This window comes from Paenarthrobacter aromaticivorans (assembly GCF_019038615.1).
In the GTDB taxonomy this organism is placed as follows: Bacteria; Actinomycetota; Actinomycetes; order Actinomycetales; family Micrococcaceae; genus Arthrobacter; species Arthrobacter aromaticivorans.
This window is the reverse complement of the sequence record NZ_JAHOPC010000016.1, coordinates 87,590-101,956: the sequence shown is the minus strand read 5'-3', so window position 1 is coordinate 101,956 and position 14,367 is coordinate 87,590. Positions and strand designations below refer to the sequence as shown.

The 14,367-nt window shown below is 63.5% G+C and carries 14 protein-coding genes and 2 riboswitches; of the genes, 8 read left to right on the top strand and 6 right to left on the bottom strand.

Features of this window, described 5'->3' with window-relative positions; translation table 11 throughout:
- Positions 1-184: 184 nt before the first annotated feature.
- Entirely contained in the window at positions 185-445 is a 261-nt protein-coding gene (locus tag KSW38_RS20540; protein ID WP_216926797.1) for a DUF4235 domain-containing protein, read from the bottom strand.
- Between the two features lie 36 nt (positions 446-481).
- Positions 482-1,159, bottom strand: coding sequence for an NUDIX hydrolase (locus KSW38_RS20535; RefSeq protein WP_216926796.1), 678 nt, complete (start codon positions 1,157-1,159; stop codon positions 482-484).
- A 201-nt stretch (positions 1,160-1,360) separates the two neighbouring features.
- A riboswitch (TPP riboswitch) is annotated at positions 1,361-1,497 on the top strand.
- Between the two features lie 78 nt (positions 1,498-1,575).
- On the opposite strand from KSW38_RS20535, the gene KSW38_RS20530 reads away from it, so the two are divergent.
- From KSW38_RS20530 to KSW38_RS20510, 5 genes are all read left to right on the top strand, one after another.
- The gene (locus KSW38_RS20530; RefSeq protein WP_216926795.1) at positions 1,576-2,196 is read left to right on the top strand and encodes an ECF transporter S component; all 621 of its coding nucleotides are present in this window, start codon (positions 1,576-1,578) and stop codon (positions 2,194-2,196) included.
- Positions 2,196-3,794: an ABC transporter ATP-binding protein gene (locus KSW38_RS20525; protein ID WP_216926794.1), complete on the top strand. Its 1,599-nt coding sequence runs from the start codon at positions 2,196-2,198 to the stop codon at positions 3,792-3,794. The genes KSW38_RS20530 and KSW38_RS20525 overlap by 1 nt, the downstream gene beginning before the upstream one ends.
- A complete protein-coding gene (locus KSW38_RS20520; RefSeq protein ID WP_216926793.1) occupies positions 3,791-4,585 on the top strand; it encodes an energy-coupling factor transporter transmembrane component T family protein in 795 nt (264 codons plus the stop codon). Before KSW38_RS20525 ends, KSW38_RS20520 begins: the two co-directional genes overlap by 4 nt.
- 94 nt (positions 4,586-4,679) lie before the next feature.
- A complete protein-coding gene (locus KSW38_RS20515; RefSeq protein ID WP_216926792.1) occupies positions 4,680-6,203 on the top strand; it encodes a UDP-N-acetylglucosamine 1-carboxyvinyltransferase in 1,524 nt (507 codons plus the stop codon).
- Positions 6,204-6,311: 108 nt separating this feature from the next.
- A complete protein-coding gene (locus tag KSW38_RS20510; protein WP_216926808.1) occupies positions 6,312-7,511 on the top strand; it encodes a glutamate--cysteine ligase 2 in 1,200 nt (399 codons plus the stop codon).
- Here the strand turns inward: KSW38_RS20510 and KSW38_RS20505 are convergent.
- The 4 genes from KSW38_RS20505 to KSW38_RS20490 are packed head-to-tail and all read right to left on the bottom strand — an operon-like array spanning position 7,508 to position 9,997.
- A complete protein-coding gene (locus tag KSW38_RS20505; protein WP_216926791.1) occupies positions 7,508-8,104 on the bottom strand; it encodes a hypothetical protein in 597 nt (198 codons plus the stop codon). The genes KSW38_RS20510 and KSW38_RS20505 overlap by 4 nt on opposite strands.
- Positions 8,105-8,114: 10 nt before the next feature.
- A complete protein-coding gene (locus tag KSW38_RS20500) occupies positions 8,115-9,323 on the bottom strand; it encodes an O-succinylhomoserine sulfhydrylase (RefSeq protein WP_216926790.1) in 1,209 nt (402 codons plus the stop codon).
- Positions 9,324-9,734: a rhodanese-like domain-containing protein gene (locus KSW38_RS20495; protein WP_216926789.1), complete on the bottom strand. Its 411-nt coding sequence runs from the start codon at positions 9,732-9,734 to the stop codon at positions 9,324-9,326.
- Positions 9,731-9,997 (bottom strand): DUF1737 domain-containing protein, encoded by a 267-nt coding sequence (locus KSW38_RS20490; protein WP_216926788.1) that lies wholly within the window; start codon positions 9,995-9,997, stop codon positions 9,731-9,733. Before KSW38_RS20490 ends, KSW38_RS20495 begins: the two co-directional genes overlap by 4 nt.
- A gap of 14 nt (positions 9,998-10,011) precedes the next feature.
- A riboswitch (SAM riboswitch) is annotated at positions 10,012-10,123 on the bottom strand.
- 166 nt (positions 10,124-10,289) lie between these two features.
- Between KSW38_RS20490 and KSW38_RS20485 the strand changes: the two genes are divergently transcribed.
- From KSW38_RS20485 to KSW38_RS20475, 3 genes are read left to right on the top strand one after another with little or no spacing between them, the layout of a single operon-like run.
- Entirely contained in the window at positions 10,290-11,618 is a 1,329-nt protein-coding gene (locus KSW38_RS20485) for an NtaA/DmoA family FMN-dependent monooxygenase (protein ID WP_216926787.1), read from the top strand.
- A gap of 2 nt (positions 11,619-11,620) precedes the next feature.
- Positions 11,621-13,234: an aromatic amino acid ammonia-lyase gene (locus KSW38_RS20480; RefSeq protein ID WP_216926786.1), complete on the top strand. Its 1,614-nt coding sequence runs from the start codon at positions 11,621-11,623 to the stop codon at positions 13,232-13,234.
- Positions 13,231-14,283, top strand: a complete 1,053-nt coding sequence (locus KSW38_RS20475; RefSeq protein ID WP_216926785.1) for a PLP-dependent cysteine synthase family protein — start codon at positions 13,231-13,233, stop codon at positions 14,281-14,283. Before KSW38_RS20480 ends, KSW38_RS20475 begins: the two co-directional genes overlap by 4 nt.
- Positions 14,284-14,367 lie beyond the last annotated feature (84 nt).

Genomic DNA, 14,367 nt, shown 5'->3' with positions numbered 1-14,367 from the left:
CCACTCAAAGGCACCCTCTACAGGGCCAGTCACTTACAGAGTCACACCCGCGAGGCAGAACGACTACTACCACTCTGCCAGCCAGTCCCAGACCAGCCACCCCAATCCTCACAGTCACTTACGCACCCTCCCGACGGCGGTGAGGGAGCCTAAGTGACCCCGCGTTGGAATGCCTATGCGCGGCCTAGACGATATCTTGCGTCTTGGCGAAGCGGGCGATGGCACGCTGGGTGCCACGGCTCGCGAAAACCTGGATGAGCGTGCTGACGAAGGCCGAAATCAGCGCGAACGACAAGGCAGAGCGGAGGCTCGTTTCCATATCGTCGTGGCCTGTGGGCGGCTTGTTGCCCGTGGCCTTTTCCCAGCCCTTGTTGACCAACTTGGTGCCGACGAATCCGGCTGCAAGGCTTACTCCTGCACCCAGCAGCTTGAAAAAGAGGTTCATGCCCCCAGCCTAGCCTCACATCCCGGTGGGGTGGGACTAGCGACGGTTTTCCCGTTCTTTGAGGAAAGCTGCCATGGAACCGCGTGGTGCAAGGACAGGGACAACATCGTGTTCGGCTTCCCAGACGGCATCTACGGTTCCGAGACCGGCAATTTCCTTGAGCAGGTAATACGTGGGTGGCATCAGCTGCAATTGACCGGCTGCCTCGGCCGCCAGGATCCCATCCACCGGCATCCAGAGTGATTGCCACGCTTCCGTGGTTTGGTGCTGGGGTGCTGCTTCCGGAGCAGGCTTGGCTACATAGAAGTACGTGTCGAAGCGCTTGGGCATGTCCGTCGGCGTGACCCAGTTGGCCCAGGGACGAAGGTCTGAGGCATTAAGGCGAAGCCCGGCCTCCTCCCAAACCTCGCGCAGGGCTGCGGTGAGAACCATGCCTGACCTTGCCGGGGCTTGTTCGGGATCGACGGCGATCGAGCTGAGGTTCCAGTCTGCGGCATGCCGTTCCAGCAGCTCAGCCGGATAGGCCCATCCATCGTGGTCGGCGGCATCAACCCGGCCTCCCGGAAAGACCACCATGCCGGCGGCGAAGTCCATGGTGGCAACCCTGTGCTGGACGAAGGCTTCGAGGCCGCCCGGAGTGTCGCGGAGCAGGATAACGCTCGCAGCCAGCCGCGGCTCGGGAACCGGGGTGTCCGTAGTGGGATGGTCCGTCATGAAATGCCCCTTTGCCGCGTCGATTCTGCTGGATCATTCTCTCAGGTCTTGTTGCGGGGCCTGGTGTGCGAGCTAAGTCGTGAGAATGGGGCGCGGAGCGGGCCCCACAACGCAGGGAAGGCCAGCCAACCGCTTTGTGACCAACCCCAGCGCGCACGAACCCCTACAGGTGTAAACTGAACCACGCCCATAAGGGCAGATTAATAACGACAGGGGAGCGCCGCCGTCGGACCTTGCAGAGATGCAGGAGACGCGAGGGCGCTGAGAGTGCGGACAGCCGCAGACCCTCGAACCTGATCCGGTTAGTACCGGCGCAAGGGAGTCGAGCTTCTCAGAGTGTCCGGATCCGGGCGGCGAAGGCTGGCCGGGGGTTTCCGGGGAGCACTTTCCCCTCCTGTACCTCAGGAGGCAGAAAAATGACCACGGCAAGCGTGAAGAAAACCAGTTATAACTGGCGTGTTGTAGACATCGTGGTGGCAGCTTTGATTGCCATCGCCGGCGGCGTGATCTTCTGGGCCTGGTCCCAGGGCGCCGCAATCGTATCCATCCCCATGAACGCCACGTATCCTCCGCTCACCGGTTTGATCGCCGGTGGCTGGATGATCCCGGCCGTCCTGGGCATGCTCATCATCCGCAAGCCGGGCGCTGCCCTGTTCTGCGAAGCCGTCGCCGCAACCGGCGAACTCATCATGGGTTCCCAGTACGGCACCACCGTCCTCATCTCCGGCATCCTCCAGGGACTGGGTGCGGAACTCGTCTTCGCTGCGTTCCGGTACAGGAAGTTCGACCTCTCCGCTGCACTCCTCGCGGGTGCGGGCTCGGGCCTCTTCTGCGGTCTCAACGATTCCTTCCTGCCTTGGGGCTGGAACATCGCCTACGAAGCAATCGACAAGCTGGCCTACATCGCCTTCACCACGCTCTCCGGTGCGATCATCGCCGGCGCGCTGTCCTGGGTTGCCACCCGCGGGCTGGCCAAGACCGGCGTCCTGAGCTCCTTCGCGTCGCGCAAGGCTGCTTCGGAGCCCGTCTTCAACTAATGCCTGCCACGCAAAGCAGCAACCACGTGCGGCCTGCCGCCATCCACGCCCAAGGGTGGGCATGGCGGCATGCCGGGCGTTCCACACCTGCCATCCAGGACCTCGACCTCCGGATCGAGCCCGGCGAGCGTGTGCTCTTGCTGGGTCCATCGGGCGCAGGGAAGTCGACACTGCTCCACGCCCTCGCTGGTGTGCTGGGTGATGAGGAAGACGATTCCGACGAGACCGGCTCGCTGTTGATCGACGGCGTCGCTCCCCGCGAACAGCGCGGCGGCGCAGGTCTGATGCAGCAGGATCCGGAAACCCAGGTAGTGCTCTCCCGGGTGGGTGACGACGTCGCGTTTGGCGCCGAAAACCTTGCCGTTCCCCGGGATGAAATTTGGGCCCGCGTCCATGAAGCGCTCGACGACGTTGGGTTGCGCACCGCTGCAGGCGGCGGTCTGGCGCTGGATCACCCGACGGCGGCACTCTCCGGCGGGCAGAAGCAGCGCCTTGCGTTGGCCGGCATCCTGGCGATGCGTCCCGGGCTGATCCTGCTCGACGAACCTACGGCCAACCTGGATCCAGTGGGTGTGCTTGAGGTCCGGGACGCCGTGCAGCGATGCCTGGACAAGACCGGTGCCACTTTGGTTGTCGTGGAACACCGTGTGTCCGTGTGGAAGGACCTGGTGGACAGGATCGTGGTCCTCCAGCCCCCCTCGGCCGGGGGTGGTGTGCTCCTGGACGGCACACCGGATCAGGTGCTCACAGAGGCCCGGACCATGTTGATGGCAGCGGGAGTATGGGTGCCCGGGTACGTTCCGGCTACTCGCGCCCGCAGGACCACAACTCAGGAAACGGGCGGCCATGAATCCACCGCCCAGTTCCTCCTCGTGGCACAGGACCTGGCTGTTTCCCGTGAGAAGCCTCGCCGTCGCCGGTTCAAAACCATCCCACCCGTTCCCGTGCAATCGGGTATCAGTGCACAAGTACGGGCTGGCCAGGCACTTACCATCACAGGTCCGAACGGTGCAGGGAAGTCCACCTTTGCACTCACATTGGCCGGACTTCTGGCGCCAGTGGACGGCAAGGTGAGTGCCGCCGTCGAGCTTTCCGAGGGCGCTGGAATCGACCCGTTCAAGTGGAAGGCGGATCAGCTGATTTCGCGCATTGGCACCGTGTTCCAGGAACCGGAGCACCAGTTCGTAACGGGCAAGGTCCTGGACGAGCTGATGTTCGGACCCAAGCATCTGGGGCACGGTGAAGAACGCGTGGATGAATTGGTGGAGCGTTTGCGGCTCACGCATTTGGTGGACGCGAACCCTTACACCTTGTCCGGTGGCGAGAAGCGCCGGTTGTCAGTGGCCACGGTCCTTGCGGCCCATCCTAAAGTGCTGGTGCTGGACGAACCAACGTTCGGCCAGGACGCCAACACCTGGGCAGAGTTGGCATCGTTCCTGTCCGAACTGCTCGACGCCGGAACGGCCGTTGTGTCCGTGACGCACGACGAAGAATTCAGTGCGGTCCTTGGCGGCACGGAGCTCCGGCTGGATCCGGCGACGCCGCGCGTGCCTGACTCACAGAGCCAGCCAGCCCGCCAGGAAGCCGGTGCCGCATGAGGGACGCCTTGAACCTGCGCGGCAACCAGGCCCTCCTCACGCGGGCCAACCCCTTGGTGAAGTTCGTGTCCGTGTTCCTTATTTCGCTGGTGCTGGCGTTGTCGATCGACTGGGTATCCGCTTCAACGGCCCTCGTCGCCGAGCTGGCCCTGTTCCCGCTGGCCGGCCTCACGCTGGGGCTTCTATGGCAGCGGGCCTGGCCGCTCATCATCGCTGCAGCGATTGGTGGCTGGAGCACCGCAATCGTGGCGGCTGACAGCGGCGCCGTACTGCTCGACGTCGGACTCTGGTCCATCAGCGAAGGTTCCCTTCAGCTGGGGCTGGGCTTCATGTTGCGCGGCTTGGCGATCGCGCTGCCCGCGATCCTGCTGATGACCTGTACAGATCCAACCGACCTGGCTGATGCGCTGGCACAGAAGGCAAGGCTGCCACACCGCTTTGTCCTCGGTTCGCTGGCCGCGATGCGCTTGGTGGGGTTGATGGCTGAGGAATGGCAGACCATCGGCATGGCCAGGCGTGCCCGCGGAGTGGGTTCGCAGGGTAGCCCGCTGCAACGGCTGAAGGCAACGCTTGGACAGAGCTTCGGGCTGCTGGTCCAGGCGGTCCGGCGGGCCTCCCGGCTGGCCATCACCATGGAGGCACGGGGTTTCGGCGGCGGGAAGAGAACGTGGGCCCGGGAATCCACCTACTCCCTCCTGGACGTCTGGGTACTCCTCGGCGGCCTCGTCATCGCTGCCGCTGCGGTACTGACAGCAGTCGGCGCTGGAACGTGGAGTTTCGTCTGGCGTTAGCCAAGATATCGCACTATGCGGGTACTCTGTGATCTTTGCCGCTGAATCAGCGATTTGTTCAGCGCTTCTAACTCATTTGTGATATTTCTTGAGTATGACGCAACCTACCGCCGAAAATGTGGGCCTCCTGCTCCGCGACGCACGAAGCGAAAAGGGCTGGACGCAGGGGCAGTTGGCTTCCGAGCTGGGAACCAGCCAGAGCGCTATCGCCCGGATGGAGCAGGGCAAGCAGAATCTCAGCCTCAGAATGATCGAACGGCTGGAGGCCATCTTCGGCCGTTCCATCGTCAAGGTAGGCAAGCCGCAGATGACCCACCTCCGGGTAGAGGGCGGCCACACGCTGTCCGGCGAAGTGGACGTCAACAGCAGCAAGAATGCCGGTGTCGCCCTGCTATGTGCAAGCCTGATCAACCGGGGGACCACCACGCTGCGTCGCTTGGCACGCATTGAGGAAGTCAACCGGATCGTGGAGGTGCTGACGTCCATCGGCGTCGAATGCACCTGGCTCAACGGCAGCGACCTCCGTATCCGCAGGCCCGAAGTCCTGGACCTTGAATCAATGGACGTGGAGGCAGCTCGGCGCACCCGCAGCGTCATCATGCTGCTCGGCCCGCTCCTGGACGAGACCGACGAATACCTGCTTCCCTATGCCGGTGGATGCGACCTCGGGACGCGCACCGTCGAACCACACATGCAGGCACTGCGCCAGTTCGGGCTCACGGTGGGGGCAAAGTCCGGCTTCTACTCCGTGGTGGCACCCCCTGCCGATGTGCAGGACCGATCTTTCGTGCTCTCCGAACGTGGCGACACCGTCACCGAGAACGCCATTATGGCTGCCGCACACCGCGAGGGCACCACGGTCATCCGCAACGCGAGCCCCAACTACATGGTCCAGGATCTTTGCTTCTACCTGCAGGGCTTGGGCGTGACCATCGAGGGCGTCGGTACCACGACGTTAAAGATCACTGGCCGGTCAGCCATTGACGTGGAGATCGAGTACTTCCCGTCCGAGGATCCCATCGAAGCCATGAGCCTGATCACCGCAGGCATCGTAACGAACTCCGAGGTCACCATCCGCCGGGTTCCCATCGAATTCATGGAAATCGAGCTTGCCACCCTGGAACAGATGGGCCAGAAGCTCGAAATCTCAGGCGAATACATGGCCCGCAATGGGCGGACGCGTTTGGTGGATGTCACTACCAAGCCTTCCGAACTCCACGCGCCGCAGGACAAGATCCACCCCATGCCGTTCCCGGGGCTCAACATCGACAACCTGCCCTTCTTCGCCGTGATCGCGGGCAACGCCGAGGGCCAGACCATGATCCACGACTGGGTCTACGAGAACCGCGCCATCTACCTGACGGAACTCAACAAGCTGGGCGCCCAAGTCCAACTCCTGGACCCGCACCGGATTTACGTCAACGGACCCACCAAGTGGCGGGCCGCGGAGATCGGTTGCCCGCCGGCACTGCGCCCGGCAGCGTGCCTGCTCCTGGCGATGTTGGCTGCCCGTGGAACCTCGGAGCTTCGCAACATCTACGTCATCGAACGCGGCTACGAGGACCTGGCCGAGCGACTGAACACCATTGGCGCCAAGGTGGAGTACTTCCAGGACTAGACCCACCTGCAACGCGGGGTCACTTAGAGCCCATAATCGACCCTCACATGGGCCGTAAGTGACCCCGGGTTGCTGTATCCGGGATGCCGCATGAAGCAGAATGGTGCCATGCGGACTTTCGGGGTGGAGGAAGAGCTACTCATCGTCGATCCTGTGACGGGCGAGCCCCTGGCTCTCGCGGATGCGCTGCTCGCAGGACCGGAAGCGGCGCCTGAAACCGGGATGTGGCTCAGCCACGAACTGAAGCTGGAACAGATCGAAACCCAGACCCGTCCGTGCCATACCCACACCGAGCTCCTCCAGCAGATCCGGAGTGGCCGTGCGATGGCCAACGACGCCGCCAGGAAGCACAACGCCCGGGTGGCCGCGATTGCCACCTCGCCCCTGGCCAAGAACACCCATACCACCCCGGATCCCCGCTTCGCGGTGATGCTTGAACGCTTTGGGTTGACGGCCCATGAGCAACTGACCTGCGGTTTCCACGTGCACACCGCCGTGGAGTCACCTGAAGAGGGCGTGGTGGTCCTTGACCACATCCGCGACAAACTTGCTGTTTTGACGGCCCTCAGCGCCAATTCCCCCTACTGGCGTGGGCTGCCTACGGGTTTCGAAAGCTATCGGATCCAGGCCTGGAACCGATGGCCGACGTCCGGGCCTTCGGCCGTTTTTGGCTCGTTGACTGCCTACCGGCGCATGGTCCAGCGCCTCCTGGACACAGGAGTTCTCCTTGACGAGGGCATGATCTACTTCGACGCCCGTATCTCCCGCAACCATCCCACCGTGGAAGTCAGGGTGGCTGACGTCTGCCTCCGTTCGGAGGACGCAGCCTTGATTGCCGTGCTGGTGAGGGCATTGGTTGAGACCGCTTCCCTGGAAATGCTCGACGGCGTTGAGCCCGCCTCGGTGCCGACAGCCCTGCTCCGGATGGCAAGTTGGCAAGCGAGCAATTCGGGACTTGGCGGAGACCTTCTGGACTTTGGCGACTTCCGTCCCCAACCGGCGGCGGACGTTGTCTGGGCTTTGGTGGATTACCTGAGCCCTGTCCTGGATGACCAAGGTGAACTGGAGCTCGTGAAGGCCCGAATCTCGGACATTCTTGAGCGCGGGAACGGAGCCCGGGAGCAACGCGAAGCAGCAGAACGCTTCAACAATCGGCAACGCGACGCCCAAAATCCGCCGGGGAGTCCGCCCAGCAACGAGGCCTTGGGGGCCGTGGTTGGGCATGCGGTGACGGCGACGATTCGCGGCGCCACCGCAGACTCGCGCAAGGAGCGGGCGCCCATCCTGACCAGGGTCCGCAGGCCCTAGGCTTCTGCGGAGTCAGTCTCTTCCCACGTCATCAGGTACGCCCCCGCTAAGCCTTCGACGATGTAGAACACGAAAGGCGGGATGTCCTTCTTGGCCACAAGGATGGCGCCGTAGACGGGCGCGCTGGCTGCAGCAGTGACTCCGATCCATCGTTTGGCGGGGGATGCCAGGAGGCTTCCGCCCAGCGCCGCCAAGGCAAGAACGTGGAGCCCCGAGTAGGCCAGGAATGGCGCATTGGATCCGCGGCCGTAAGCAAAGCGTTCCAGGTCCGAGGCCCGACGCGACAAACTGGATACAAAGAGCGGGGCACCTGCGAGCAAGGCGGCCGCGGCTGCAACAGCCCACCGCTTTGCCCGTCCGCCCGGAAGACGACGGGCAAAGGCTGCGAATCCCACCGGCACCGCGACGGTTCCAGCAGCAGCGAGGTGCTGCCCGATAACCCAGCCACGCTGCCCGGCCTCGAGCATACGAAGACGTTCGACGGCATCGGGGGTGATGTAGACGCGCGAGACTGGTGAGATCCCTGCCAACCACACCGCCGTGCCGGCAACGATGACCGTTCCGGCACGGCGATAGGGATGCTTCACGCTCATGGCATGAAGGTTAGACCTGTTTGAGGGCCTTCTCCAGATCCAGGATGAGATCGTCCACGTCTTCAAGCCCCACGGACAAACGGACCACGCCGTCTGAAAGGCCGATTGCCGCGCGCCCTTCGGGCCCCATGGCCCTGTGCGTGGTGGTGGCCGGGTGCGTGATGAGGGACTTGGAGTCGCCCAAGTTGTTGGAAATGTCGATGACGCGCAGTCCGTCCAACAGCGCGAACGCGGCGTCCTTGGCGGAACGCCCGGACGAGGGCAGCAACTCGAATGTCAGCACGGTACCGCCGGCCTTCATTTGCTTGGCTGCGAGCTCGTACTGAGGGTGCGATTTCAGCAAGGGGTACTTGACCCAGTTGATGGCGGGTTGCTGCTCCAGCCATTCCGCGATTTTCAAAGCGGAGGCCGAACTGTGGTTCACGCGCAAGCCAATGGTTTCCAGGCCCTTGGTCAACACCCAGGCGTTGAACGCGGAGAGCGACGGACCGGTGTGGCGCATCAGCTGCTTGACCGGGCCATCGATGAATTCCTTGGTGCCCAGGATCGCACCGCCCAGGACACGCCCCTGGCCATCGATGTGCTTGGTGCCGGAGTACACGATCACGTCCGCGCCCAGCTCGCCGCAACGCTGCAGCAGCGGAGTGGCAAAGACATTGTCGACGACGACGGTGGCTCCCGCAGCATGCGCAAGCTCGCTGACGGCGGCGATGTCCACGATTTCCTGCATGGGGTTGGAGGGCGACTCGAAGAACACGGCGGTGGTCGGTTCTGAGAGGGCAGCACGCCACTGGTCGAGGTCGGGACCATCGACGAATACCGTCTCGACACCCCAGCGCGGCAGGATCTCGTTGAGGATCACGAAGCAGGAGCCGAACAAGGAACGGGCAGCGACCACGCGGTCCCCGGCTGCCAGCAGGGCACCCAAGGCGGTGAAGACCGCAGACATGCCGGACGCCGTCGCAAAGCATGCCTCGGTTCCTTCGAGCAGCCGCAACCGCTCCTGGAACGTGGCCACGGACGGGTTGCCGTAGCGGGAGTAAACGAAGCGTTCGTCCTCGCCGGTGAAGGCGCGTTCGGCGGCTGCAGCGGATTCGTAGACGAAGCCGGAGTTCAGGAAAACGGGTTCGGACGTCTCCTGGAAGTTGGTACGGTCAAGGCCACCGCGTACTGCCTGTGTGTCAGGGCTCCAGCTGGCGGCATCGGGATTGAAAGTCACTTAGTCATTCCCCAGGTTCGTTGGCAGGCCGCGGTTTTTCCAGCCGTTGATGGTGCGTTCGCCGTAGCGGTCCGGGTCGCCTTCGAAGCCCTCAAGCACGTTGTAGGCAGTGAACCCGGCCTGCGTCGCGGCGATGGCGGCGGAGATGGAGCGCTGGCCTGAGCGGCAGATGAAAACGAGTTCCACGCCCTCGCCCTCGGGTGCCTGCTGTTGCAAGTCCTCGATGAAGCGGGAGTTGGGGATGCCACCGGCAAGGTTCCACTGAATGAACAGTGGATCATTCTCTGTGGCCTTCGTGTCGGGAATGCCGATGTGGGCCCACTCGGCCTCGGTGCGGACGTCCACCAGGATGGCGCCTTCTTCAAGCTTGGCCCACGCGTCCTGCGGGGTCAGGTCACCTGCGTAACTCATGCGTGTCCCTCGAATGCTTCTTCGTCGTCGTCGTTCTCCAGTTGGTCAACGGCATTCGCGACGGCGGCGTCTGCGTTGGCGATGGCAGCGGGCAGGACGACCGCCTGCGCCACGATGACATCCGTGCCGTTGAACGTGGCTGCCGGGCTGCCGTGGAGCACGTAGCCGTCGGCGAGGGCCGTGGTGATCCGCTCGCAGAATTCACGGGTATCCGGACCTGTAATCAGGCGGTAGGAGAGTTTTTCTTCAGTGGGTTCAGGCATTGGCTGGTGCTCCTCAGTCACGCTTGCAGTTCGAAGTGTCGATACGCCGAGTAGTCACCTGAGGCACCCCGCCGGAGAGAGGGTTGCCGACCAGCAAGTCAGGGCTTTGCGCTGGTGCTCATTACTCAAGAAAAAAGTAGCATCCCGCGGTGGCGGCCCGCACTTGCAGGCGGTTACGTGCTCGTCATGTTGCGTAACCGGCCGGTGCTGGAGTAGCGGCCCAAATATGACGCCCCAGGAGCATAATTGACGCAGTACGACCCCCTGTAACTTCGCAAGAAATCAGGTCGCGGTGAACGGACAAGGCAGTTCTACACTCAAGCCCATGCTGCATTTCGGATGGTTCGTGGGGCACGGTTTCGGTGTCCAGGGATGGGGAACTCCCGGCTACAGCCTGGGTTACGACTGGAAGAAACCTGCCCTGTATCAAGACGCCGTGCGCGCGTTCGAGCAATCCGGCCTTGATCTTTTTATTATCGAGGACTCTCTCACTGTTCCTGATACTTATGGCGGCTCCGCCGAGGTCTCGCTGGCACACGCCTCGTTTGCGCCCAAGCATGATCCATTGGCCCTGGTGCCGTACCTTCTTTCCGCCACCAAGCACCTTGGAATTGTGCCGACGGTCAGCGCATCGTTCTACCCGCCTTTCACAGCCGCCCGGCTCTTGGCCACGCTGCAGCACTTCTCCGAGGGGCAGCTCGGCTGGAACGTTGTCACCTCCGGCAGTGACCTCGCAGCACAGAATTACGGTTTGGATCAGCAGATTGAACACGACCTTCGGTATGAGAAGGCGGAAGAATTCGTCGACGTCGTCCGGCAGCTTTGGCGCAGCTGGGAACCCGACGCTGTGCTCGAGGACGTTGAGGCGGGCGTGTTCGCCGACCACACCAAAGTGCATCCGATTAACCACCAAGGCGACTTCTTCAAGGTCAGGGGTCCACTAAACACGGCGCCTCTGCCGGAGGAGCCCGTACTGGTGCAGGCCGGTGCTTCTCCTCGGGGCAAAGCGTTCGCGGGTGGGCATGCAGATGTGGCGATCGCCTTGGCGCGTGGCGTTGACGGCATGAAGGCTTACCGGGATTCCATCCGTGCCGAGGCTGCGAAGGCGGGCAGGAACCCCGACGACGTTAAGGTCCTTTTCGTGTTGAAGCCCACCGTGGTTGGTTCAACAGCGGAGGCCGAGGAGTTGCGTGCGCAGCGCCGTGAGCTTACCCAGCGTGATATCGACAGCCAGCTCAACTCGATCTCCTATCTGTCAGTGATCGACTTCAAGCAGTTCGACCTCGATGCGCCGTTGCCTGAATTGAGCACCAACAGCAACCAAGGCACGTTGGAGCACTTCGCCAAGGCAGCGCCTCCGGGGTCTACCCTGCGCCAGATCCTGCAGGCACGAAGCGGTGGTGCCGGCGATTCGATTATCGGCACGGTTACCGAGATCGCGGACTATCTTCAAGAAACCGGCGAGGCCGTGGGCGGCGACGGCTTCCTCTTCTCCGGCTTCGTAGACCCCGTGACTGTGCACGGCGTGTTGGACAAGCTCACCCCCGAACTGCGACGCCGTGGCCTGCTGAGGAAGAGTTACGGCGACGGTGGCTTCCGCCAGAATCTTCTGGACTTCTGACGATGTCCTCCGAACCCAGGACCCTGGTGATCGGCACATCGCCCGTGGACCCTGCAAGCGTGGCGCAGGCTGCCTTGAATCCGGCGTTTCACGTGAAACTCAACCACGATGCGTTGTCTTTGATCGGCCGCTCACGCGAAGTGCTGGAGCGTGCTGCGACCTCAGGTCAGAGAGTCTACGGCCTCAACACCCTCCTCGGATCCGGACGCGATACGGCTGTGGAGGAGAGGTCGGTCCTTGCCTATCAAATCCAAGTAGTCAGGTATCACAACAGTGGCGTGGGCGACTATCTGGACCGACCCTCCGCCCGCGCCGTGATCCTCTCCCGGCTCATCGGCTTCAGCCGCGGCGGCTCTGGTGTACGCCCGGAGACCGCCCAGTTCTATGCGGAACTACTCAACCGTGGAGTTCTTCCCGCCATCCCCCGCGAAGGCTCAGTCGGCTCATCGGACCTCACCCAGCTCGCCGCCGTCGCCGCCGTCGCCATCGGTGAAGGTGAAGCGATCGATGGGGACGGCACCCTGGTACCCGGGGCGAAAGCGCTCGCCGACGCCGGACTTCAGCCGCTGCGACTAGCTCCCGGTGAGGCCCTTGCAGTGGTCAGCGCCAACGCGTACTCCGTAGGCGCCGGCACCCTCGCCTTGGTGCGCCTGCAGCAGCTGGCGGAACTCGCCGACGTCGCGCTGTCCCTCTCGCTTGAGGCCATCGCAAAGTACGACGGCGGCGGGAACCTCAGCCCGTTTTCGCCGACTATCCAAGCGGGCAAGGCGGTGGACGGGCAGAAGGACTCGGCCGCCGCGGTTCGTTACCTTTTGCGCGGCGGCTGGTTGGAGGACGTTCGTCCCGAGGTCTCGGTGCAGGATGCTTTGTCATTCCGTGCTGCGCCCCAGACGCATGGCGCTTTTCGTTCCCTGGTTTCACAGCTCGGCGCTGCGTTGAACGTGGAGCTCAACGGACGTGGCGACAACCCTTTAGTTGACATTGAAACCGGGCAAATGGTGTCCGGCGGGAACTTCCAACCGATGCAGCTGGCTCTTTGCTTTGAGGGCATGCGGCTTGCGTTGGCGCACGTGGGGATTTCCAGCGAGCGGCGCATCGCCAAGCTGTATCCGCCGCAACGGGTGATCCGGGCCAGGCATCTGGAGGCTGCCGCCGGGCACCTGGAGGCTTCGTCGTCGAATGCCGTTTCTGAATCCGGACCGGCCGCAGCCCTTGTGCAGGAGGAGTTGCCCGGGCTGCTTTGGTACTCGGCAGCGGGACTGCTGTCCGAACTGAAGTTCCTGGCAGCGCCGGCGACGCTCGGGGCACCCACCCTCTCGGCCGACGTCGAGGACCACTCCACTTTGGCGCCGCTGGCGTTGCAGCAACTCGAAAAGTCCTTGGGGGCTTTGGAGAAATTGCTTGCTATCGAGGCTCTGACGGCGTCGTATCTGCTGCTCGAAGCGGGAGCCGCACAGCCGCTCGGGAAGGGGACTGGCACCGTCGTGGGCCGGCTGGCTGATGTGCTGGCGGATCGGCCGTCGGCTCCGGACCTCGTGGAGCGTGCGCGAGAGGAATTGCGTGATGTGGTGGCGCTGGAATTGCCGCCTATGGCGGAAAGGGAAGGGACCATATGAGTACTGCAATCCGCAAACATGGCGCACACTCGGCGGCAGGGCTGCCGGACGGCCTGGATGCCTCCGTCCTGGACAAAGTGGGCAACACTCCGCTGGTGAAATTGGAGGCCCTGGGCCGTGGATTGCGCAGCACCATCCACATCAAGCTTGAGTCCGAGAACCCCGGCGGATCCATCAAGGACCGCACAGCGCTGAGCATGGTCCGGGCGGCCGAGCGCTCAGGGGAGTTGCAGCCGGGCGCAACCATTGTGGAGAGCACATCCGGCAACACCGGGATCGGGCTGGCACTCATTGGCCGGCTGACTGGGCATCCCGTCGTGGTGGTTACCGGCGACACCATCTCCCAGGAGAAGCTCGCCGCACTCCACAGCTATGGTGCGCGCGTGGTCCTGACGGACTGGAGCGCGCCCTCGGAATCGCCGGAGAACGCCCGAGCTGTGGCAGCGCGAATCACCGCGGAGACGCCGGGTGCTTGGCGGCCCATGCAGTTCGACAACCCTGCCAATCCCGCGGCGCACTACCAAACCACCGGACCGGAGATCTGGGAGCAGACCCACGGCCTTGTGACGCATTTCGTGGCCGGGATCGGAACCGGCGGGACCATCAGCGGCAATGGCCGGTTCCTGAAAGAGAAAGTTGCAGCATCGCGGCCGGGCGGGCACCTTGAAGTTGTGGGTGCCGACCCCTACGGCTCCGCCTACAGCGGTGGACACCCCGGGGAGATCCTGGTGGACGGGGTGGGTAACTCCTGGCCCCAGGCTGAATGGCCCAAGGCCTTTGACCGCTCCATTGTTGACCGTTTCCTGCGCATCCCCAACGACGAGGTCTACTCCACGGTGCATCGGCTCCTCGACGAAGAAGGGCTTGCGCTGGGTCCATCATCCGGGCTCGCTGTGGCCGCTGCCCTGCGGGTAGCCCGGGCCGCACCCCACGGTTCGGTGGTGGTGGCCATAGCGCCCGACGCCGGAACGAACTATCTGAGCAAGGCTTTCAACCCGGTGTGGCTGGCAGAGAACGGTATCCACCTGGCGCTCGACGCCACCGAATAGGATCCTCTCTCACATCCTGCGGTGTTTTGGTGGTCCCTCTCTCACATCCTGCGGCGTTTTGGTGGTCCCTCTCTCACGTCCCGC